This is a genomic window from Sphingobium soli (genome assembly GCF_020782245.1).
Taxonomy (GTDB): Bacteria; Pseudomonadota; Alphaproteobacteria; order Sphingomonadales; family Sphingomonadaceae; genus Sphingobium; species Sphingobium soli.
Window position 1 is genome coordinate 29,756 of record NZ_JAJGNP010000008.1, and the last position, 23,430, is coordinate 53,185.

General features: G+C 64.8%; 16 protein-coding genes. 10 read left to right on the forward strand and 6 right to left on the reverse strand.

Annotation, left to right across the window (positions count from 1 at the left end; all coding sequences use genetic code 11):
- Positions 1-174 precede the first annotated feature (174 nt).
- The 3 genes from LL253_RS11260 (at position 175) to maiA (ending at position 4,565) form a co-directional block, all read left to right on the forward strand.
- Positions 175-2,793, forward strand: coding sequence for a glycoside hydrolase family 3 C-terminal domain-containing protein (locus LL253_RS11260; protein WP_228227198.1), 2,619 nt, complete (start codon positions 175-177; stop codon positions 2,791-2,793).
- Positions 2,794-2,853: 60 nt separating this feature from the next.
- Positions 2,854-3,822 carry an alpha/beta hydrolase gene (locus LL253_RS11265; protein ID WP_228227283.1) on the forward strand — a complete coding sequence of 323 codons (969 nt, stop codon included), beginning with the start codon at positions 2,854-2,856 and terminating at the stop codon, positions 3,820-3,822.
- A 107-nt stretch (positions 3,823-3,929) separates the two neighbouring features.
- A complete protein-coding gene (gene maiA, locus LL253_RS11270) occupies positions 3,930-4,565 on the forward strand; it encodes a maleylacetoacetate isomerase (protein ID WP_228227199.1) in 636 nt (211 codons plus the stop codon).
- A 12-nt stretch (positions 4,566-4,577) separates the two neighbouring features.
- Here maiA and LL253_RS11275 read toward each other — a convergent pair whose 3' ends face one another.
- The 4 genes from LL253_RS11275 to LL253_RS11290 are packed head-to-tail and all read right to left on the reverse strand — an operon-like array spanning position 4,578 to position 9,311.
- A complete protein-coding gene (locus LL253_RS11275; RefSeq protein WP_228227200.1) occupies positions 4,578-5,447 on the reverse strand; it encodes a BadF/BadG/BcrA/BcrD ATPase family protein in 870 nt (289 codons plus the stop codon).
- Complete coding sequence (dld, locus tag LL253_RS11280) at positions 5,444-7,144, reverse strand: D-lactate dehydrogenase (RefSeq protein ID WP_228227201.1); 1,701 nt, start codon at positions 7,142-7,144, stop codon at positions 5,444-5,446. The genes LL253_RS11275 and dld overlap by 4 nt, the downstream gene beginning before the upstream one ends.
- Positions 7,141-8,292: an N-acetylglucosamine-6-phosphate deacetylase gene (gene nagA, locus LL253_RS11285; protein WP_228227202.1), complete on the reverse strand. Its 1,152-nt coding sequence runs from the start codon at positions 8,290-8,292 to the stop codon at positions 7,141-7,143. The genes dld and nagA overlap by 4 nt, the downstream gene beginning before the upstream one ends.
- The gene (locus LL253_RS11290; protein ID WP_228227203.1) at positions 8,289-9,311 is read right to left on the reverse strand and encodes an SIS domain-containing protein; all 1,023 of its coding nucleotides are present in this window, start codon (positions 9,309-9,311) and stop codon (positions 8,289-8,291) included. The genes nagA and LL253_RS11290 overlap by 4 nt, the downstream gene beginning before the upstream one ends.
- Positions 9,312-9,489: 178 nt before the next feature.
- On the opposite strand from LL253_RS11290, the gene LL253_RS11295 reads away from it, so the two are divergent.
- The 6 genes from LL253_RS11295 to dacB all read left to right on the forward strand — a co-directional run bounded on the left by LL253_RS11295 (position 9,490) and on the right by dacB (position 15,940).
- On the forward strand, positions 9,490-10,380 hold the full coding sequence (locus tag LL253_RS11295; protein ID WP_228227204.1) for an N-acetylmuramic acid 6-phosphate etherase: 891 nt from the start codon (positions 9,490-9,492) through the stop codon (positions 10,378-10,380).
- Between the two features lie 3 nt (positions 10,381-10,383).
- Entirely contained in the window at positions 10,384-11,118 is a 735-nt protein-coding gene (locus tag LL253_RS11300; protein ID WP_009823566.1) for a GntR family transcriptional regulator, read from the forward strand.
- Positions 11,115-12,620: an MFS transporter gene (locus tag LL253_RS11305; RefSeq protein ID WP_228227205.1), complete on the forward strand. Its 1,506-nt coding sequence runs from the start codon at positions 11,115-11,117 to the stop codon at positions 12,618-12,620. The genes LL253_RS11300 and LL253_RS11305 overlap by 4 nt, the downstream gene beginning before the upstream one ends.
- Positions 12,621-12,625: 5 nt before the next feature.
- Positions 12,626-13,648: a serine hydrolase domain-containing protein gene (locus tag LL253_RS11310; protein ID WP_407696095.1), complete on the forward strand. Its 1,023-nt coding sequence runs from the start codon at positions 12,626-12,628 to the stop codon at positions 13,646-13,648.
- A gap of 151 nt (positions 13,649-13,799) precedes the next feature.
- Positions 13,800-14,201 (forward strand): hypothetical protein, encoded by a 402-nt coding sequence (locus tag LL253_RS20060; protein ID WP_456115073.1) that lies wholly within the window; start codon positions 13,800-13,802, stop codon positions 14,199-14,201.
- Between the two features lie 296 nt (positions 14,202-14,497).
- On the forward strand, positions 14,498-15,940 hold the full coding sequence (gene dacB / locus LL253_RS11325) for a D-alanyl-D-alanine carboxypeptidase/D-alanyl-D-alanine endopeptidase (RefSeq protein ID WP_228227206.1): 1,443 nt from the start codon (positions 14,498-14,500) through the stop codon (positions 15,938-15,940).
- A gap of 3 nt (positions 15,941-15,943) precedes the next feature.
- Here dacB and LL253_RS11330 read toward each other — a convergent pair whose 3' ends face one another.
- Positions 15,944-18,307 (reverse strand): penicillin acylase family protein, encoded by a 2,364-nt coding sequence (locus tag LL253_RS11330; RefSeq protein ID WP_456115074.1) that lies wholly within the window; start codon positions 18,305-18,307, stop codon positions 15,944-15,946.
- 426 nt (positions 18,308-18,733) lie between these two features.
- On the opposite strand from LL253_RS11330, the gene LL253_RS11335 reads away from it, so the two are divergent.
- Positions 18,734-21,580, forward strand: a complete 2,847-nt coding sequence (locus LL253_RS11335) for a TonB-dependent receptor plug domain-containing protein (protein WP_228227207.1) — start codon at positions 18,734-18,736, stop codon at positions 21,578-21,580.
- Positions 21,581-21,725: 145 nt separating this feature from the next.
- Here LL253_RS11335 and LL253_RS11340 read toward each other — a convergent pair whose 3' ends face one another.
- The gene (locus LL253_RS11340) at positions 21,726-23,375 is read right to left on the reverse strand and encodes an N-acyl-D-amino-acid deacylase family protein (RefSeq protein ID WP_228227208.1); all 1,650 of its coding nucleotides are present in this window, start codon (positions 23,373-23,375) and stop codon (positions 21,726-21,728) included.
- Positions 23,376-23,430: the final 55 nt, after the last annotated feature.

The following is a 23,430-nucleotide window of genomic DNA, read 5'->3' on the forward strand; positions in this document are numbered from 1 at the left end:
GACATTCTGTCACTTGGATTATCGCTTAGCAATGGCGAATGCAGTCTTGCCGGGTCATATTGTTAGCGCTATCCCTTTTCAGGAAAACAGAACTACTCTTCGGCGCGCACCAGTCGCGCATGGGGCAGAAATTTCGGGTGCGCACAGGCGCTTCGGAACGATTGGGGAGGACGGATGAAGCGCAGGCTTGCCATCACGATCGCCATTGCGGCTGCGCCATGCTCCGGCGCATGGGGTGCCCCAGAACCGGATGCGTGGGCGCAAGCCGACGACAAGGCGCGCGTTATCGTCCGCCAATTGACTCTTCAGGAAAAAACCGAGCAGCTGCTCAACACCGCGCCCGCCATTCCGCGTCTTGGCATACCAGCCTATAATTGGTGGACGGAATCGCTCCATGGCGCGATCGGCCCGGTGCCAACCACCAACTTCCCCGAACCGATCGGGCTGGCCGCCACCTTCGACGCGCCATTGATCCACACGGTTGCGTCCGTCATCAGCACCGAAGTCCAAGCGCTTCATACGCTGGGCCGCCAGACCGGCCATCTGGGCCGCATCGGCACCGGGCTCGACACTTGGTCACCCAATATCAACATTTTTCGCGATCCGCGCTGGGGCCGGGGCCAGGAAACATATGGCGAAGACCCCTATCTGACCGCGCGCATGGGTGTCGCCTTCATCCAAGGGATGCAGGGCGACAATCCCGATCTTCCCGATGTCGTAGCGACGCCCAAGCATTTTGCGGTCCATTCAGGGCCAGAGCCCAGCCGCCACACCGATAATATCTTCGCGACCAAGCGCGATCTGGAGGACACCTATCTTCCTGCCTTCCGCGCCGCCATTGTCGAAGGCAAAGCCGGTTCCATCATGTGCGCCTATAACCGCGTCGATGGCGAACCGGCCTGCGGCAGTGCGATGCTCCTCACTGACTATCTGCGTAATGCCTGGGGTTTCAGAGGCTATGTCGTGTCAGACTGCGACGCCGTCGTGGACATCTACGCCCATCATAAATATGCGCCCAGCCCCGCAACCGGCGTGTCCGTCGCCCTGCGGCGCGGTGTCGACAGCGAATGCAACAACGCCACCCTTTCGGGTCAGGCGGGCCTTGGCGATCGCTACAAGGATGCGCTGGCGGCCAACCATATCAGCATCGGGGACATAGACAGCGCGTTGGTTCGCCTGTTTTCCGCGCGACTGCGCAATGGCGACCTGCCGGGTCTTTCCGCCCGCAAACCCAACAGCACGCCCGTCTCGGCGATCGGGACGCCGGCCCACGGGGCGCTAGCGCTCGATGCCGCCGTCAAAAGCCTCGTGCTGCTCAAAAATGAGGGCGCGCTGCCGCTCAAACCCGGCGTTCGGATCGCGCTTGCCGGCCCTCTGGCTGATGCGACACGCGTGTTGCGCGGCAACTACAGCTCGACGCGAAGCGCGCCACCCATCTCGGTGGCCGATGGGTTGCGACAGGCGATGCCGGATGCCACCGTCACGCTCCTCCCCTTTTCACCCTCCATCACGGATGGCGATCCCGTTCCCGGCTCGGCGCTTCGCACACCCGATGGCCGACCGGGCATCCGCGCGGAATATTATAATCGCGCTACCGACGACCAATATGGGACCAAGCCTGTACTGGTGCGCACCGAAGACAGCATCGTCTCGCGCGCATCGGAATATCGGCAGGTCGCCGATGACCATAAAATCGTCTGGACCGGCTATCTCGTCGCGCCGGAAACCGGCCTTTATCGCCTGGCGCTGACGGGCGTGAAAGGTCAGATTTCCCGCAATGGGCAGCCGATCGTGTCCGCCACCGACTTTTCGCGCTGGGCGGAACCGCTTAAACTGGTCGACGTGCGTCTCACCAAGGGCGAACGCTACCCCATCCGTCTGGAGGGGCAAAGCGGCGTAGCGGCCGCGCCCGCCATCTTCTGGAAGCGTGTCACCGATGATCTAGACCGTGATCTTGCCGCCGGCGTGCGGGACGCCGATGTCATCGTTGCGGTCATGGGCCTCACCTCCGACCTGGAAGGGGAGGAAATGCCGGTCAAGGTCGAGGGGTTTGAGGGCGGCGACCGCACGACGCTGGCCCTTCCCGCGGATCAGATCGCTTTCCTTGAAAAGGCGAAGGCGACCGGCAAACCGCTGATCCTTGTGATGATGAATGGCAGCGCCATTGACCTTGGCTGGGCAAAGGACAATGCAGCCGCCATATTGGAGGCCTGGTATCCCGGCCAGTCGGGCGGCCTTGCCATCGCCAATGTCCTGTCGGGAAAGGCCGATCCGGGCGGCCGACTGCCGCTGACCTTCTATCACAGCGTCGATGATCTGCCGCCTTTCACCGACTATAGCATGGAAGGGCGAACCTATCGCTATTTCAGGGGCGCGCCGGTCTATCCGTTCGGCCATGGCCTCAGCTACACGCGCTTTCGCTATGCGCCGCTCGTGGTCGAACCCATCGATGGCGCGGTGGAAAAAGGGCTGCGCGTGACGACCTGGATCACCAATGTTGGGCAACGGCCGGGCGACGAAGTCGCGCAGCTCTACATAACCCCGCCTGCCTTTGAAGGCGCACCGCGAATCGCCTTGCGCGGTTTTCAGCGCCTGTCGCTGAAAGCTGGCGAAAGCCGCGCCATATCCTTCACCCTGTCGCCCCGCGATCTGAGCTTCGTCACCATGGCAGGCGATCGCATGCTGATCCCGGGCAACTATGATCTCAGTGTCGGTGGCGGCCAGCCGGGCACGCAGGCGCCTGTGGAACGCGCGCGCTACACGATCGGCAAGGCCATGCCATTGCCGAAATAGCCATTGACATAATCGGCCGCCAATTGGCCGGATTGAGTGGGAGAGTGACTTATGCCGTCCATGTCTTGGGTTCCCAGCCTGTCCCTGCATTCGCTTCGGCGCGCTGCCTTGCCGGCCATCGCGCTGGGGATCGTGGCGCTTCAACCCGTCATCGCCGTTCCGCTCGCTCGCGCGCAGGACGACAAGATGACGCCGATCGCGATTCCCGCTCAGCCCGATGCCATTCCCCTCAAGACTGGCCCATTGCCCGGCGCCAAGAACGAGGAAAGCTGGCACAGCCAATATGGCAGCGTGTTTGCCCGCAATGTGACCGAAGCAACCCTCACGCCCTTCCTGCCGGATCCCGCCAAGGCCAATGGCACGGCGGTCGTGGTGACGCCAGGCGGCGGATTCCGCACGCTGTCGATGGAAAATGAGGGCTGGGACGTCGCGCGCGCGCTGGCGGCCAAGGGGGTTGCGGCCTTCGTCCTCAAATATCGTCTGAACCAGACGCCCGCCGACATGCCCGCCTTCGAACGCTCGATGGCGGAGATGTTCTCGGGCGTCGCGCGCCGCCCCCGGATGGACCCGGAACGCGCGATGGAGGATATCGCGCCGCAAATTGCTGACGCCCGCGCCGCCTTCGCCCTCATCCGCAGCCGCGCGGCGGAGTGGCATATCGACCCGCAACGCATCGGCATGGTCGGCTTCTCGGCCGGCGCCATGCTGACCCTGGCGACCGCGCTCAAGGGGCAAGACGCCAAGCCCGCCTTCATCGGCGACATTTACGGTCCGCTTTCTCCCGTCACCGTGCCCACCGACGCCCCGCCAATGTTCGTCGCGTTGGCCGCCGATGATCCCTTCTTCGCCAATGGCGGCTTTGGCCTCATCGACAGCTGGAAAAAAGCGGGAAAGCCCGTCGAATTCCATCTCTATGAACAGGGTGGCCACGGTTTTGGCATGTATCAGAAGAGCACGACCAGTACCGGCTGGTTCGACGCCTTCACCCGCTGGATGGACATGCATGGCTGGCTCAAGCCACGCGGCTGACATCCTGTCGGGTTGAATTGCGCCTCTGGCGCTGCGACAAAGGCGAGTGGCCGACATTTGCCGGCCACCCCGCCAGATATGAGACCCGGCCATGATCCGCAGCGCGCATGAGTGACATTCTTCTCCACGGCTATTATCGATCGACCGCGAGCTATCGCGTGCGGATCGCCCTCAATCTGAAGGCGCTTCCCTATCGCCAGCAATCGCATCATCTGCGCAAGGGCGAGCAGAAGGATCCCGCCTATCGCGCGCTGAACCCGCAGGGAATGGTCCCGGCGCTGGAAATCGACGGCGCGGTGCTGACGCAGAGCCTCGCTATCTGCGACTATCTGGACGAGCGCCAGCCCGACCCTCCGCTTCTGCCGTCCGGGCCGATCCTGCGCGCCAGGGTCCGCGCCTTTGCCCAGATCATCGCGTGCGACATTCATCCCATCCAGAATCTTCGGATCCTCGACCGGCTGCGCGACGCTGGCCTGGATCAGGCCGCCGTCACGCGATGGGCGGCCACCGTGATCGAGGACGGACTCGACGCCTGCGCTGCCATGATCGCGGACCAACCCGGTCCCTATTGCTTCGGGGCACAGGTCACGCTGGCCGACCTGTTCCTCGTGCCGCAACTGGTCAATGCCCGCCACTTTGGCGCACAGTTGCGCTGGCCCCGGCTGCTGGAGATCGAACGCGCCTGCCTTGCCCTGCCGGCCTTCGCCGATGCCGCACCGGAACGACAGCCGGACGCGGAATAGCGCGCGAAAGCGTCAGCCTTTGTTGGCCTGATACCCTGCCAGGAACAGCGCGCCGTCCAGCGCATCACCCGCTGCTGGACTGAGGCTGGCGACCGTTCGCGCCCGCAACCATGGCTGCATGCGCGGCGCCAGCCCGCCCAACAAAGCGCACCGCTCCGCGCCGCGTTCAAAGATCGTCTCGATGAACTGCTCGATATGCTGGACAGCATCCTCGACGATGGATCGGGCGATGGCGTCGTCGGCTTCGGCATGGTCCATGACCAGCGGCGCGAAACTGCCATAGTCCTTCGGGCTGGCCTGATCCATCCATGCAATGGCGCGCGCGGTGTCGTGGTCGAACCGCTGCGTCACCGCGCGGCTGAGCGGCGTCGCCTGCGTTCGCCCGTCGAGCGCGCGCAGCGCATGGCGCATCGCGCTCAATCCCAAGGCCGCGCCGCTGCCCTCATCCGAAATCGGAAAACCATATCCCCCGATGGTGAAATCCCGACCCTTTGCGCGCACCTGCGCGATGCTGCCGGTCCCCAGGATCAATATCGCCCCATCGCGACCGCCATGCGCACCCAGATTGGCGATGAACGCATCGGTTTCATAGGCCACCGACGCAAAGGGAAAGGCAAAGCCGTCCAGCGCATCGCGCACGCCGGGCCGCGATATGCCCGCAATCCCCATGCCCGCACGGATCGTCGCAATCTCATCGGCGCCAAGCCCGCCTTGCGTGACCGCCTGCTCGCACACGGCGCGCAGCGTATCGTACAGCGCGTCAAGGCCGATCCGCGCATTGGCGGTCCCGCCCTGCCCGGTGCCGATGACCGCGCCATCGCTCCGCACCAGGCGCGCGCGGCAATGGCTACCGCCAGCGTCGATCCCCAGATAATAGGTCATGGACGCGCCGCCTCCTTCTGCTGCCCGCCCCAGTAGCGCTGTCGCGTGGTCTGGCCAAGGCCCGGATTGCACTGATTGCGCGGATCGAGACTGCGGTAGAAGCGCTCCAGCGCCGGCTTTGCGCGATACAGATGCCCGACATTATGTTCGGCCGGATATTCCGCGCCTCGTTCATCCAGCAACGCCCAGATACGATGCTCGAACGCCAGTGGATCGACGCCGCGCCGCACGATATAGTCCTGGTGAAAGACATGGCAGAAAAAGTGGCCATAATAGAGGCTGTGGATGGATTGCGCGGCCAGGTCCGCGGGCAATATTTCCTGCCACGCGGTCGCGTTGCGCGGCAACGCAATGTCCAGCGCCACGATATCCGCCACCGCCTGTCGATGCACCGCGCGATAACGAACGGCCGCCCCCGCCGCTACGAAGCGGTGTAGAAAGGCCTTGGCCCCCAGCGCGGGCGTACATTCGAAATGATCGGCCTCACCTCCGTCGAAATCGGCCGCCAGCAGCTCGCGCGCCTCGGCCGCGGCGCGCGCGGGCATTTTCAGCAGCAGATGGTGGGCGAACCGATCGCGAAAGCGCCGCATCTCCGGCGGCAAATGGTCAGGGAGCAAGCGGCCGAACCGCTGCATCATCCGATCGCTCCAGCCCGGCCTGATGCAAGGCAAATTGTCGACCCACGATTTGGCAGCAAATAATCTGGGCAGGCGGGCCGTGCCCATGCGTTCGATCGCGACGAACATATCCTTGCCATAGCGGTCGGCAATGTCGAACGCATCGCGATGCATATATTCGCCAGCGATGGGCAGGGCGGAAAAATCGCGCAATATCGTGCGGCGCAGCCGCGTCAGGCGGGCCGGATCATTGGTGCCGACATAGAAAGTGACCGCGCCTTCCTCCTTGGGAAAGCTGTCGACCCGCACGGCGAAGACGATCGCCTTGCCTGCACTGCCCGACGCCTCGAACAGCCGTCGCGAATCGGCGTTGAAACGGGCAGGCTCCGCACTGTCGATATCGCGCACATGGGCGGCATAGGCATGATCATGCGCCCAGCGATCCTTAGCATCCTCGATATCGGAGGCGTCGAAGTCACCCGCATCCAGACGCCGCAGCACCGTTTCGGGGTCATCGCCCAGCGCCACGCCCAGATGATTGACCAGATCGAGCGCGCCATCGGGCCGTACGATCGCATGGAGGCTGAGCTGCGTGAAGGCGGGGCCACGCTGCACCAGCGAACCGCCGCTGTTATTGCAGATACCGCCGACCACCGACGCACCGAAACAGGATGAACCGATCACCGAATGCGGCTCGCGGCCCAGGGGTGCCAGCGCCTGTTCCAGCGCATGCAGCGTGGTGCCGGGCAGGCAGATGGCCTGCCGGCCGCCGTCGATCAGGTGCAGCGTCGAAATCCGCGTCGTGCTGATGATGACGCAGCCGCCCGGATAATCGTCTCCATCCGGGGTCGATCCGCCGGTGAGCCCGGTATTGGCCGCTTGCATGACGATCGATATGTCCGCCGCGACGCAGGCCTGTACGACGCGCCATTGTTCCAACAGATTGCCCGGTCGCACCACCGCCAGCGCCGCGCCCGATCCGGTTCGGTATCCCGCCCGATAGCGCGCCGTCTTGCGCGCGCCGGTCAACACATGCCAATACCCGACGATGGCGCGCAACCGGGACAGCAGGTCGCTCACTCGCCTTGCTCGCTGATATCGCCGGCAATCCAGCTTCGTCGCACCTGACGCTGCACGTCCAGATGGACCAGATCAGCGCGCAAGCCGGGCAGGATCGCGCCGGTTTCCTGCTCCAGCCGCAGGAATTTTGCGGGGTTGCCGCTTGCCATGCGTGACGCGTCCATCATGGAGCAGCCGAGCATGTCCATCGCATTGCGAAAGGCCTGCGCCATGTTGAGCGCAGACCCGGCCAGCGTGTCATCCGGGCCGCGGCATGTGCCGTCGACCACGTGAATATCCTGGCCCATCAGGGAAAAGCGCGCATTGCTGCCACCAACGGGCGGCATCGCGTCGGTGACCAGCATCGCGCCGTCGATCCCCCGCGCCGCCAGCGCCACGCGCATCGCGGCCGGATGCACATGCAGACCATCGACGATCAGCCCGAAATGACTGGCCCGATCCAGCAAAGCGGCGGCAACCATACCCGGCTTCCGGCTGCCCATCTGCGTCATTGCGTTGAACAAATGGGTGAAGCCCGCCAGCCCCTCGGTCAAAGCCATAACCGTCTGGTCATAATCGGCTAGACTGTGGCCGGCAGCCACGATCACATCCGCCTGCGCGAGCGCCCGGATCGCGCCGGGCGGCGCCAGTTCGGGCGCCAGCGTCACAATGCGCCGTCCGCGCGTCGGTTGTGTCAGTCGCGCCAGCACGGCGGAATCAATCGGCGCGAACTTGGCCGCGTCATGAATGCCCTTCTTGCCGGGGTTCAAATGCGGCCCTTCGACATGCACGCCCAAAATGCCCGGCACCGACTGCGCCATCGCCGCCTCGCCAGCCGCGATTGCTGCGTCGACCTTATCCGCCACATCACTGATCAGCGTCGGCGTCATCCCGGTGGTGCCGAAGCGGCGATGCGCCTGCGCGATCGCGCGCATGCCCTCGACATCGGGACGATCGTTGAGCAGCACGTCGCCACCGCCATTGACCTGCGTGTCAATAAAACCGGGCAGCAACCAGCCGCCTTCCAGCATGATGTGCGCGCAACCGGACGGCAGCCTATTCTTGGGCACCACATCGACAATATGCGCGCCCTCCATCAGCAAGGCATGATCCTGCGCGATGCCATGCGGCTGCACGATCGCCGCGCCGACCAGGGCCGTCAGGCTCATAGCGTCCGCGTGACCTTGGCCAGATGCGGTGGCTGGTCGGGATCGAGCCCCCGCGCCAGCGCCAGCGCATTGGCGAGACCATAGAAGCTTTGCACCTGCGCGATGGCCGCGAGCACGGGATCAACCGCCGCCACGCCGGGCAGCGCCAGCGTTGCATCGACAATATCCTCATCCAGCCCCGCCGCGATGACATGCGCCCCGCGCGCGCGGAAATCCGCCAGCCGCTCGCGCATTCCTTCGCGCGCCACATCCATCGGTCCGAACGCCAGCACCGGGTCGCCCTCGCCAATCAAGGTCATCGGGCCATGCGCCACTTCCGCGATGCTGAAGGCTTCGGCATGCACGCGCGACGTTTCCTTGAGTTTCAGCGCCGCTTCCCCCGCGATCGGCAAAGTCAGCCCGCGCCCCAGCACCAGCATGGCGCGCGCATCCTTCAGTAACGGCACAGCACCCCTCCAGTCCGCCGCCAGGGCGCCCTGCAAGGTCGGGCCGATGGCTGGCAGCGCATCGCACAACCCATTGTCTCCGCTCCATTCCGCCACCAGATGCGTGAGCGCCACCAGCGTCGCGATGAAGCTTTTGGTCGCAGCCACGCTGGTTTCCGGCCCGGCATGGATCGGAATGCAGATATCGGCCAAGTGGGCGAGCGGTGCTTCAGCGTCATTGACGATCGCGATCAGCAACGCGCCCTGGCGTTTGGCATCCTGCGCGGCCGCGATCAGGTCCGGGCTGCGGCCCGACTGCGAAATCGCGATCAGCGGTACGTTCCGGAAATGCGCGGACGTCAAGCCATAGAGCGACCCGATCGACGGTGCATGGCTGAGCGTCGGCACGCCCGCGCGCGTTTCCAGCAGCACCTTGGCGAAGGCGGCGGCATGGTCCGAGCTGCCGCGTGCCAGCGTTGCGGCAAAGGGCGGGGCCAGCGCGCGCAATCTTGCGCCCGCCTCCCGCATCAGGTCGGCATTGCGCGCCAGTTGCTGCGTGCAGCGTTCGGGCGCCTGGGCCGTCTCGCGCGCCATGATCGTTGCGAATAAGTCCGAAGGATCAGTCATGGGGCAACCATACCAAATCACCGCCCAAGGGCAATTGGATTTAATTTGGTTGCATCATCCTGCCCAAATGATGATACCAATGAACCAACGGACACAAGGCGGTGATGCCGCCGGTCCGCATCGATGCCCTTTTTCAGGAGCATGTATGAGTACCGAAGCCATCGATCCCCGCTATGTCGACATCGACCAATGGCCGACCGCGCTCGCTGTAGAGGCAATGCTGGAAGGGCAGATGGCCGCCATTGCCGCCATAGGGTCGCAGACCATGGCCATCGCGCAGGCGGCCGAAGCAGCCGCTGCACGCCTGGGCAGCCAGGGGCGGCTGGTTTATGTCGGCGCGGGCACGTCCGGCCGCGTCGCGGTGCAGGATGGCGTGGAGCTCTACCCCACCTATAACTGGCCGGAAGATCGCCTGCTCTTCCTCATGGCGGGCGGGCTCGACGCGCTGACGCAAGCGGCTGAAGGCGCGGAGGATGACGCCGGTGCCGCCCGCGCCGCCGTCGCAGCCTCGCATATCGGACCGCATGATGTCGTGATCGGCGTCGCCGCCAGCGGCCGAACGCCCTTCACCTGCGCCGCCATCGCAGCCGCGCACGAAGCCGGCGCGCTCACCGTCGGCGTCGCCAACAATGGCGCCACCCTGCTTCTGGAGGCCGCCGACCATGGCATCCTCGCCGAAACCGGGACCGAAATCATCGCCGGATCGACCCGCATGAAAGCGGGCACGGCGCAAAAGGCGGTGCTCAACATCCTATCGACTGCCATCATGTTGCGCATGGGCCTCGTATATCGGGGCCGCATGGTCAATATGCGCATATCCAACGCGAAGCTGCGCAAGCGTGGCGAAGCGATGATATGCGACATTGCGCAGGTCGACCAGGCCACCGCCGCGCAGGCGCTCGACATGGCCGGACAGGACATCAAGCTGGCGGTGCTGATTGCCAGGGGGCTAGACCGCCAGGCCGCCGAAAGCCAGCTGGCGGCGCATGGCGACAATCTGGCCGACGCGATCGGAGCGGCGCAAGGGGGGGCATAAGCGATGCGAGACAAGTTGGTGGCGCGCAGCGACGATGGAACGCCCCTCTACCTGCAACTGGCGCGCAACCTGCGCGACCATATCGACAGCGGCGGCATCAGCCCGGGCAATGCCCTGCCCTCCGAACGCGACCTCAGCGAAATGGCGGGCATCTCGCGGGTCACCGTGCGCAAGGCGATCGAGCAGCTGATCGAGGAAGGCGTGCTGTTCCGCAAACAGGGTTCGGGCACCTTCGTCGCCCGCCGGATCGAGGCGCCCGCCTCCGTCTTGTCCAGCTTCACCCATGACGCCCGGTCGCGCGGCGAGGATCCCGGCGTCATCTGGATGATGAAAAATTACGCCCAGCCGACCGAGGAGGAAGCCGCCGCGCTCGCCCTTTCCCTGTCGGCCCGCGTCGCCCGCCTAGGCCGCGTGCGCCTGTCTGGTGGCGAACCGCTCGCAATCGAACATGCCGTCGTGCCCGCCGATTGCCTGCCCGACCTGTCGACCATCGGCGATTCTCTCTACGAAGCCATGGGCCGCAGCGGCTTTCGCCCGACATCGGGCACGCAGCGGGTGCGCGCCTCGCTCGCCACCCCGACCGAAGCGGGCTTGCTCAGCGTCCGCCAGAATAGCGAAGTGCTCCGGATCGAGCGGCTGACCCGCATTCCCGGCGGCCGCGTGGTGGAATTCACCCGCTCCGTCTATCGCGGCGACCGCTATGACTTCGTGACTGAACTCAAGGAGATCGACGGATGAGCGCGCCCGCCACGGCCCAGTCCGCACCCGCGCCAGCATCATCGCACGATGGCCCACGGCCCCCGATGCGCACGCTCGGCCTGTATCTGCTGCTCGGCTTTTCCGCGGGCCTCCCCTTCTATATGTTCAACGCGGTGCTGACGCTGCGGCTTGCCCGCCATGGCATCGACATCGTCATCATCGGCTTCTTCGCGTGGATCGCGCTGCTGCCGACCTTCAAATTCGTCTGGGCGCCGCTGCTTGATCGCTACAGCGTCCCAGGCTTCTCCCGCTTCTGGGGCCGGCGGCGCGGCTGGATCATGCTGTCGCAGCTCGGCATTTTTCTTTCGATGGTCGCCATGGCCTTCACCTCCAGCGACCAGAGCCTGCCACTCACCGCCCTCTTCGCCATCCTGCTCGCTTTCTGGACCACCACGCTGGAGGTCGCCGCCGATGGCTGGCGCATCGAGCTTGCGCCGACGCAGGCGCAGCAGGGACCGATCGTCGCGGCGAACCTGTGGGGCTATCGCAGCGCCATGGTCGCGGCGGGCAGCGGTGCGGTGCTGGTCGCCGCCTGGGCGGACTGGACCTGGGCCTATCTCGTCATCGCTGCGGCCGCCTTTCTTCCCTTCCCCATTCTCGCGGCGATGCGCCCGGAAGAGGATGGCGCGCGCGGCCGCGCCGGCGCGCTCATCGGCGGTACGCTGTTCGCGCTCCTGATCCTCACCGGCACCGGCATCGCCACGGCGGTCATAGGATGGGGCGTGCTGTCTGCGGTCCAGGGCGCGGGCTTTTCGGCAGAAACCAATGTCACGCCCATCGTTCTGGCGGTGGCGCTGCTTCCCTTTGTCGCGCTCGCCATCGCTCTGCCGCGCATCCGCCGCCTGCCCGCCGACGCGCCGGCGAAAATGCCTGGCTTCATTGCGCCTTATGTCGAAATTTTCTGGCGTTATGGCTATGCGGTGCTGCCGGTTCTCGCCTTCGTTTCCTTCTATCGCATGGGCGACGTGCTGACCCTCACCCTGTCGCACCCGCTCTGGAATGCTGCGGGCTACAGTCTGGAACAGATCAGCATGGCCGATGGGCTCGTCGCGCTGACCTGTTCGATGGCGGGCGTGGCGGTGGGCGGCTTGTGCGCCGCGCGCCTGCCGATGACCGTCGCGCTCATCATCGGGGCCTGTGCATCGGCGATTGGTAACTGGGTGTTCGTCTGGCTCTGGTATGCGGAACCCTCGGCCTTCGTCCTCTATGTCGCGGCTGGCGTCGATCAGTTCGGCCATGGCCTGGAGGGGGCGGTGTTCGTCGTCTATCTGTCCATGCTGGTCAGCCCGCGCTATCCGGGCACGCAATATGCCTTCCTGTCAGGCTTCGCCTTCCTGCTGCCCCGCCTCATTGGCGGCGCGGCGGGCGCGATCCAGAAACAGATCGGCTATGACGGCTTCTTCATCCTGTCGGGTGCGCTCAGCTTTGCTGCCATCTTCTTCCTGCCCTTCGTAATGCGGGCGCGCGCGCGCACTGCCTGAGGCCCATGACAATGATCGAACAATATTGTGACGCCGCCTTCGCGCCCGCCGCTCAGGCCGTGGCGGACGGCCGCATCCCCGGCGCGGCGCTTGGCCTCGTCACCGCCGACGGGCGCAGCGCCGTGCGGATCACCGGATCGGCCGCGATCGTGCCGGATCGCGAAGCCCTGACCCGCGACCATTGGTTCGACCTCGCATCGGTGTCGAAGGTGATCGCGACCACGACGATGATCCTCACATTGGCGGAGCAGGGCCGGCTTGATCTGGACCGCCCCCTCACCGACGCCATTCCCGACCTGCGCCAATATGATGTCGCCAATGCGGCGGAGCGCCGCCTAACCTTTCGCGACTGCCTCGCCCATCGCACTTTCCTGCCGGCTGTCGAGCCGATCTATACTTATGGCGACGATCCCGCCCGCCTGCGCGCTTTCGTGCTCCAACGCGAATGGCGCCATGGACCGGCCGTGTACTCCGACATCAACTTCATCCTGCTCGGCATCGCGATCGAACGCATCACCGGCGCGCCGCTGTCGGACTGGCCGCTGGGCGAAGGCCTCTCCTTCGGCCCGCCGCCCGGCCCCGCCGTTGCCACCGAAGCGTGCAGCTGGCGCGGCCGGGTGCTGAAGGGCGAAGTCCATGACGAAAACGCTTACGCGCTGGGCGGGGAGCCCGGTCATGCCGGGCTGTTCGGCACGGTCGATGGCGTGCTGCGCTTTGCGCGGGCGATGCTTGATGGGTCGCTCCTCTCGTCTGCCATGATGGCGCAAGTCCGCATTGCGCAGGAAGGCCACCGCACCTGCGGCTGGGAACGCGCTTTTCCCGGCTGGTCGGGCGGCGACGCCTGCTCTGCGGAGACGATCGGCCATACCGGCTTCACGGGCACCGGCTTGTGGATCGACTTCGATCGCGGCCTCGCCTGGACCCTCCTGACCAACCGCGTCCACCCCTCTCGCCACGCCGATAGCGGTATCTTCACCCTGCGCCCCGCCGTGGGAGATGCGCTGATCAGGGCGTGGGATCAGGAATGATGGCGCAGGCCTGCCTGACTGACCGCTCTTACCGGCTAGGACGTCTGGCCGTAACCGGCTTTCTTCTGATGGCGAACAGCCAATATCGCGACCGTCTCCCCATCAACGCGATATAGGGCGACATAACTGCTATTGCCGAAATCGATCAGCCGTGGCACGCTGGCGGCCCGACATCCTTGCCGGCTTCCAGCTTCGCCAACCAAGCATCGGCTTCCTCATGAGACAGATGCAGGCCGGTCCGACGATACTCTTCCCAGGCGCGGATGGCATCCTGTCACAAGGCCTCCCGCTTCTCCTCGCGCTCGACATATTGCGCGATGGCTTCCCGCATGATCCAGTGCGAACTGCGTCGACGGACTTCCGCCAACTGCCGGGCACGCCCTTTCAGGGCATCATCGAGTTGATGGATGTCACCGCTGCCATGGCCTTGCTTTCTGCGAAGGCAATACCTTACGCTAAATTATCCTACCTGCACGATCCTGTCCCTCCTGCAGAAAATTCCAGTGTCGGCTGCTCACGCAGTGCCGATCCGCCTATTCCTCTGTCAAAGTAGGATTTTGTCTGATTTACCCTGTGAAATGGACCCCACTGCCGCTCTCTTCGCACCCATAAGCTCTTCCCACGGTCTCCCCTGCCCCGTGTCGCTTCGTGGTCGCTTCGCGGTCGCGTTCCTGTCGCCAAATGGTCGTTTCGTACCGGAAAAGGCCGGCGACACTGTGAACTTCGGTGCCGGAAGAGGCGACTCACTCGGGGAATGGATTTCTGGTGCCAAGGGCATTGCCGAAGGTTATGGATTGGACCGCGCCTGCGTCTGTTCAACCGGTCTGGTTGCGGTCTAGGATCGGGTTCATGCGCATCCTTCTTCCCCTCGTCGCCCTCGTCCTGCCACTTGCCGGCGCCGCCGCGCAGAACGCGCCACCACCCCTGCTGGCCGGGATCGAACAGCAGCTGGAGCAGGGACCCGAGGGAACGCGATACGGCCTGCTGGTCGCAACCCTCGATGGCGCGCCCGTGCTCGCCATTGCGCCTGATGAACGCTTCATTCCCGCCTCCAACACCAAAATCTTCACCACCGCCACCGCTTATGCCGACCTGCCGGCACTCGACCGGGCGGCGCAGGGCACGGGCGTGCGGATCGATCAGGGGGACGTCATATTGGAAGGACGCGGCGACGCGCGCCTTTCCAGCGCACCCGATTGCACGGTCGATTGCCTTGCAACGCTGGCCGACGCCATTGCCGCCCGCACCCGGCGCGTGCGCGATGTGGTCGGTGATGACAGCTGGTATCCGGATGAACGGTGGGGGCCGGGCATGAGCTGGAACAATATCCAGTCCCGCTACGGCACCGGCATTTCCGCGCTGACGCTGGACGATAATCACCTGACGGCAACGATCGCCCCCGGCACGATCGGCGCGCCGCCGACGGTGCAGGCGCCGGGCTATTACACCATCGACAACCGCATCGTCACGGTGCCGGGTAAGGGCGAGGCGATCGTCGCGGACCGCGCGCCCAATGGCCGGCTGGTCCGGCTGACGGGCACCATCGGCGTCGATGCCTCACCCGAAACGCTGCATTTCAGCGTCGATGACCCCGCGCATTATGCGGCATGGCGGCTGCGCGACTTGCTGGTCGCGCGGGGCGTAACCGTCACCGGCGACATACGCACCCGCCATCGGCCGCTCAGCCCCGCCGACGATCCCGCAATCCGGGGCGGCGCGCCTGCCGCCCGCCCGCCCGCAGCATCGTTGCTCGCGCAATTGCCAGCACTCCCGCTGGCCGATGACATGCGCATCATCAACAAACAGAGCCAGAATCTCCATGCCGACCTGATGCTGCGCCGCGTCGCGCGGACGCAGGGCAGCGGCTCCATCGCCGATGGGCAGGCGGCGCTCGACCAGCTTATGGACCAGGCGGGCGTGAACAAGGCCAGCTACAGCTTCGCTGATGGATCGGGCATGTCTTCCTATAATCGCGTCAGCCCGCGGGCGGCCGTCACCCTGCTGGCCTGGATCGCGCGACAACCCTGGGGCGCCGCATGGCGGGACACGCTACCAATTGCAGGGCAGGACGGCACTTTGCGGAACCGTTTCAAGGGCACCGTGCTCGAGGGCAAGCTTTTCGCCAAGACCGGCTCGCTCAACGCATCGCGCGCCCTGTCGGGCTATCTCATCACCAGGAGCGGCCGTACCCTGGTCTTCTCCGCCCTCGCCAACGACATGCCCGACGGCACCGATGCGCAGGCGAGCGCCGCGGTGGACCGGGCGCTCGTCGCTCTTGCCGACGCGATGTAACGATCAGCCGGGCGTCACCAGCGTGCGCGCCACAGCATGGCGCTCCACCGCTTCCCGGCTGAACCAGAGCGGCTGCATCTGTCCCGCCAGCCAGCGCGGATAGAAATCGCGATAGCGCGGCGAGCGGGGATCGGCAGACTGACCGGGGAGCAGGAGGAAGCGGCTATTGTCCCAAGCTCCTACGTCCGCGACCAGCAGGTAGCTGGCGCCGTGCGACACCTGATAACCCCGTTTGGCATTGAATCCGCGCGCCATGGGCGTGTAGCTGTCGCCGCCCGAACGGCCACCCTCGATCGGTGGAAATGCCGCCGCGATCGCCGGCAGCGACGACGCCAGCGGATGCGTGATCTTGACCCGGTGCAAGTCGCCCCAGCGCCACGCCGCAGGGTCGCCGCCCGCCTGCGCCTGGGCCTTCCTCCACCCGGCCGCCAACGCCCCGTCGATCAGGGCATCGCGCGCCGCAGCGGGGTCGGTGCCCAGCCGTTTGTCCGGCTTGGCCAACAGGGTCAGCATTTCGAACAGGTTGACCGAGGGAATGAAGGCTTTGGCGGCCGCTGGCACCACCGCGTCACGGAAATCGCTCAACAATTGCGGCATCACCATTTCATACAGCAGCGCCGCCGCGCTATCCGCCTCGATCCCGCAATCCCACCGGCGCAACAGCCCGGCGGCCTTTGCGGCATCGGGGGACAGCTTGGTCGGGATCAGCGCGATCAGCGACCGGGCCGGCAGCGACTGAACATCATGTTGCAGCGCGACGCTGTCGGCGACGCTGTGCCGCGGCTGCGCGTTCAGCACTTCGGAAATGCGGTTATACCGAAACGGATCGCTCCAGTTGAAGCTGATGATCTTCTTGTCATAGGGATAATCGGTCGGGATGTTCATCTGGTTGGCCGAAGCGAACCATCCTTCCTTCGGATTGTGAACATGGGGCATCTCCTCCACCGGCAGGATGCCTGTCCAGTCATAATCGCCGTCGCCGGGCGCGGGGAACAGGCCGTCATGCTTGGGCCGGATCGGCGTATAGCCGATGGTCTGCCACCCGGTATTCCCATCAATATCGGCATAATGGAAATTGGTGGGCGAGGTATGGATGCGAAACGCCCGGCGCAGGCTGGTCCAGTCCTTTGCCAGATTGATGGCGATGATGGCAAAGCGCATATTGCCGCCGGGCAGCATCGACACGGTCGCAAAGGCACTGGCGCGCTGGCGTTCGGGATCCTGCGCGACAATCGGCCGGCCCTGGGCATAACGCTGCGTGACCCGCTGCGGCGGAGCATCCTTGACGCTGATCTCGTCCTCAAAGGTCTCGAACCGCTTCCATTCGCCCTTGTGCCAATAGAGATTGGGGTCTTCCTTGGCGGTGCGCAGGATGAACAGGTCGGTTTGGTCGATATGGAAATTGGTGCGGCCGAAGGCGAAACGGTCCGTATGCCCCTGCATGATGCCGGGTAGGCCAGGCGCGCCGCCGCCGATAACGTCAAGGCCCGGCGCGGTCAGATGCACCATATGCCGCGGGCTGAACCCGCCAATGCCCAGATGCGGGTCATTGGCCAGGATCGGCCTGCCGGTGGCGCTGCGCGACGGCGCGATGGTCCAGGCATTGCTGCCCTGCGCGAAGCGATCGGCCCGGCGTTCGGCCGGATCGAGAGCGGCTTCCTGAATGGCGTCGAACGGCACCGGCCGCGCCGACGGCAGCAATATGCCTAGGTCCGCTTCGCTCACCGCCGCGCAGTCGAGCCCCTCGGGCACCGTATAGGACCAGGCGGGCCGCAGCGGCGCCATCAACTGATCCGCGTCCAGCACGCCCTGCGCCTGCATCTGGGCGCGGCGCACCTCATCATCGGCATCGCCCATGCCGATGCCCCGGGCGCGGACAAGATCGCGCACATCCCACCGCATCGGGCTAATGCCCAATATGCCATATTCCAACGGCATCTGCGCCGGGTCGGCCTCCAGTTCCGCGATGCGCGCGTTGACGCCGGCGACATAGCCTTCAGCGCATTCCAGCACGCCCGGCGGCAAATCGGCGAGTTCGGCGTCGATGTCACCGCGATAGTGAAACAGGCGCGCCGCCTTGTCCGCAGCGACGAAGGCATCGCCAAAGGCTTCGGCCATGCGTCCCATGTCACGCCGATGATCGATATCGATCTGGAACAGCCGATCGCGCGCGACGAGATAACCCTGACCGAAATAAGCATCGTGCAGCGAGCCGGCGCGTACATGGGGAACGCCCAGTTCATCCTCGACAATGTCGATGGGCGCGCGCGCTCCGGTCAATCGCACACGGGTAGACCGGCCCTTTACCAGCGGTTCTCCCCAAGCAGAAACAACAGGCACAGTGAGCGCGGCTGCGGTGGCCAACAAAAATGCACGACGCTGAATCAATACAGCCTCCCTTTCCCTTATTCGTCTGAAATACCGAGCGCGAAGCTCATGAAACCTATCGCAGGAATGCCGCCCCGGGCTATAGCAACGCACCTGCTACCCATAACTTGGGGCTATCCAGCTTCACGCTTCAGTCGCTCGGCAACCCGCCATTCCGCCTGGCTATACCTTTATGCGATCAAAGTAATACCAAAACTATTGACCAGCCGCGACCGGCCTGTAACCTTCATGTCATGGAACCGGTCATGGCCGCCAGTCGGCGGCGGGGCGCGGCGCCTCGGCGGCGGCAAGCGGACAGCGCCTTGCTGCGCCGTCGTCATCGTAAGAATGGGTCGGGCAAGACGGCGCTCTGACGCTGCGCACGCCGCAACCGCGTGCAGCCCCTCCCTGATAGAGGGGGTTTATATGGGTGATTTCGGAACAGTTCGCCGGCCGATCGGCCACCGGCACGGTCTGGGGCTGGCGATGACCGCCATCGCCCTAGTCCATGCGGCTCCGTCGCTCGCTCAGGATGCGGGTGCGCCGCAGGAAAGCGCGGCGGCCGGAACGGCGGATCAAATCATTGTGACAGGGACGCGCATCGCACGCGACGGTTTCCAGTCGCCGACACCGCTGACGGTCGTCACGCAGCAGGAAATACTCAACCAGTCGCCAACCAACAACCTCGCCGACTTCATCAACCAGATTCCCGCGCTTGCCGGCAGCACCCGCCCCGCCAACTCGCGCCTTGCGATCAGCTCGGGCCTGGCGGGCATCAACACGATGAACCTGCGCAACCTGGGTGAAGTCCGCACGCTGGTGCTGCTCGATGGTCGCCGTTCGGTCGGCTCCACGATCACTGGCCTGGTCGACATCAACACTTTCCCGCAGGCGTTGGTGAAGAATGTCGAGATCGTGACCGGCGGCGCATCGGCCGCTTATGGGTCGGACGCTGTTGCCGGCGTGGTCAACTATGTGCTCGACAAGAAATATACCGGGTTCAAGGTCAATGCCGATGTCGGCATTACCGACCGGGGCGACGGGTTCAACTACAGCTTCTCCGGCGCGGGGGGCATGGATTTCGCCGATGGTCGCGGACATATCCTGGTCGCGGGCGAATATGCGCACAAGGACGGCATTTTCGAGGTTGATCGCGGGTGGAACCAGATTGGCTACCGGACCTTGTCCAACCCCGATTATACAGCCGACAACGGGCAGCCCGCGAATATAGTCGTGCGCGGCGCGGGCACCTGGAACTCAACCCCCGGCAGCATCATCCGGTCGCAGGTCGGCGGGACCACCGCCCTGCGCGGCACCTATTTCGCGCAAGGCGGCGTAGCCCAGCAATATCAGTTCGGCAGCATCACCGACAGCAGCCAGACGGTGGGCGGCGACTGGCAGATCAACGACACGTCGCGCCGCATCGGGCTCGACGCGACCGACGATCGTCGCGGCGTCTATGGTCGGCTGAGCTACGAGCTGGCCGACTGGATCGAAGTGTTTGCCGAAGCGTCCTACAACTGGAACAAGACGCTGTTCAATGCGGGGCCGCAGGCCGCGACCTTCACCTTGCAGTCGGACAACGCCTATCTGATCCAGGCGCTTGGGCCAGCAGCCCTGGCCGGCGTGACGTCGGTTTCGCTGGGCACGTCGGCGGCCGACCTGCCCTATCGCAAGAATAACAGCACCCGCGAAGTGCAGCGTTATGCGCTGGGCGCGGGCGGTGAGTTTGCGGCATTTGGCAACAAGGCCGTGTGGGATGTCTATGCCCAATATGGGCAGACCGACACGCATGAGCAGCTGCGCGACATCATGAATACGGCGCGGCTGGGCCTGGCCACCGACGCGGTGTTCGCGCCCGACGGGTCGATCGTCTGCCGCTCGACGCTCACGGATCCGGGCAATGGCTGCATTCCGCTCAATCGCCTGGGCATCGGTGTCGCCAATCCGGCGGCGGTCGACTGGATCATGGGCGATCCCTATCGCAACCAGCGGTTCAAGCAGACGGTCGCGGGCGCCAACCTGTCGGTCACGCCGTTCGCCACCTGGGCCGGCGATGTCAGCGTCGCGATAGGCGGCGAATATCGCAAGGAAGAAGTGTCAGGATTCGTCCCGCCCGAGTTCAGCTCCGGCTGGTCGGTTGGCAATTTCCGTCCGACCTTCGGCAGCTACAATGTCAAGGAAGCCTATCTGGAAACGCTGATCCCGCTTGGCCTGGGCGCGGAATTTAATGGCGCGGTGCGCGCGACCGACTATTCGACGTCGGGTTATGTGACCACGTGGAAGGCGGGCCTGACCTGGCAGCCGATCGAGGATATCCGCCTGCGCGGCACAAGGTCGCGCGACATTCGCGCACCCAACCTCAACGAACTGTTCCAGTCGGGCACGTCGCGCACCAACACCTTCGCCACCAATACGGCGGTGGGACAATATGCCGGCGCGACATTCCGCGAACTGACCACGGGCAATCTGAACCTCGACCCGGAAAAGGCCGACACGCTGACGTTGGGCGCGGTGCTCCAGCCGCGATTCCTGCCCGGCTTCTCCTTCTCGGTCGACTGGTTCCGCACCAAGGTGTCGGATGCGATCAGCCAGTTCTACGCCGACGACATCGCCCAGCGCTGCACCGAAGGCTTCCAGAGCTTCTGCGCGGCGATCGTGCCCGACCCCGAAGGGGTACGCGACTATTTCGTGTCGGCAAGCCCCTTCAACTTCGCCCGGGTGAAGGTGCGCGGGATCGACTATGAAGCGAGCTATCGCGTGCCGCTCGACAAGATCTTCAACGGCAGTTCGAGCAACCTGACGCTGCGCGGGACAGCAACCAACTATCTGGAAAATACCGTCGACAACGGCATTTCCGTGCCGGTCGACACCGTTGGCCAGAATAGCGGGCAGTCGAGCACCCCGGACTGGATCTTCCGCATGTCGGCGACATTCGACACGCCAACCTATTCGGTCACGGCGGTCGGGCGCGGGGTGAGTTCGGGCACCTACAACAACACCTATATCGTGTGCACCACCAACTGTCCGACCAGCACGGCGACCAACCCGACGATCAACAGCAATCATATCGACGGGACATTCTATACCGACCTCAACTTCACGGCGAAGATCAATGTCGGCGGCGCGGACGGGCAGTTCTTCCTGAACGTCACCAACCTGTTTGATACCAACCCGATCCTGCTGCCAGAAACGGGGCTGTCGGCCAATTCGACCTATAGCGACCTGCTGGGCCGGGCCTTCCGCATCGGGGTGCGGTTCAAGACCAATTAAGAGCATCAGAGTTCAAAGAGAAAGGGCGGGGAACCACCGGTTCCTCGCCCTTTCTCTTTGCCCGGCATCGGTGAACGCGACAGTGATAGCGACAACTGCGCGCTATGCCCAAATGGTTAGTTAGCTACCTAATTATAGGATAGCCTCACGCCGGCGGACAGTGGGCCGGCGTGGGGCGGAGCAGCGCGCGGCCGGGTGTGGCGCCGGTCGTCTGGCTGTCACTCACGGCGAGCGTGCCGTTAACGAACAATTTGGCGACGCCGACGCTGAGTTCGCGCGGGTGCATATAGTCGGCGCGGGGCGCATAGCGCGCAGGATCGATCACCACGACATCGGCATAATAGCCAGGCCGCAGGTAACCGCGATGGTCGATGTTATAAATGTCGGCCGTGCGCCCGGTCGATTGCCGTACGAAGGTGCCTAGGTCGATCACCTTGCGCTCCCGCACATAGCGAACATATTTTTCCGGGAAGGTTGCGAACATGCGGGGATGGCCGTTCGAACCGTCGGACGATGTCACTATCCAGGGCTGGCGCATCAACAGATCGACATCGGCCTGCGCCATGTTGAATGACGCAACCGCAGTGCCCCGACCCTTATCCTTTTCTATACTCTGGCGGATGATGCGGAGCGCGGCGTCCCTGGGATCAAGCTGCCATTGCGTCGCGACCTCCTCCAGCGTCTTGCCGGTCCAGGGAAAGCCCTGCGCGATCAGCAGCAGGGATTTGGCACCCCCGCGCCGGCGCATATTTTCGGACATTTCCTGCCGGATGCGGACCAGCGTCGTCGGATCGTCCAGCCGCTTCAACAGCGCGTCCCCGCCGCCATCGACCGCCCAGCGCGGCAGGAGCGACGCATCAAGGCTGGAGCCGGAGGCGAGCCAGGGATATTGATCTGCGGTCACGTTCTGCCCCGCTTTGCGGGCAGCGTCGATTTCGGCGATCACGGCAGGGGCCTCCCCCTGCACGTCCACGCCCAGCGCCTTTAAATGCGCGAAGTGCACTGGCATGCCCGCTTGCTTGCCAATCTCGATCGCTTCGCGGACCGAACCGAGCAGCCCGATGGAATAGCTGGATTCATCGCGCTGATGCGTGTCGTAGAGGCCGCCGCGGATCGCAGCTTCGCGCGCGACGGCGATCACCTCGTCGGTCTTGGCGAAACTTTGCGGCGCGTAGAAGAGGCCGGCGGAAAAACCGGTCGCGCCTTCGCACATGCCCTTGGCCACCAGACTCTTCATGGCGCCCAGTTCCTGTGCATTGGGTGCGCGGGCGTCCTGACCCAGAACGCGCTGCCGCACCGCGCCGAAGCCGACGAAGGGGATGAAGTTGGTACCGACACCCGACGCCTGGATCTTGGCCGCGTCGTCGCCGACGTCCGGCGTGCCATAGCCATCGACGCCGATCACCACCGTGCTGACCCCCTGGTCGAGCCAGGCGGGATTGACCCGCTCCGCCGCATCGGATGACCGCAAAAAGCCGTCGGCATGGGTGTGGGCGTCGATGAAGCCGGGCGCGACGATCATCCCCTTGGCGTCGATCCGCTGCGCCGCCTTCATCGGGGCAGAGCGGCCGACATAGACGATCCGGTCGCCTTTCAGCGCGATGTCACCGACATAGGGCTTGCCCGTCCCGCCATCATAGATTGTGCCACCGGTGATGAGAACATCAGCGTTGTCCGCGCCAGATGCGCTGGCGGGTTTGTCGGCGGTGGCTGCAGGAAGAAGCAGGATGCTGCCGGACAGCAGCAGGGCGCGGGCCGCCTGGCGGACGCGGCGGCGAGCGGGAAGAAGCGGCATGGGCAAGGGTCCTCGACTGAACGACGCAAATCCGCACCATGGGCCGTCTGTATCC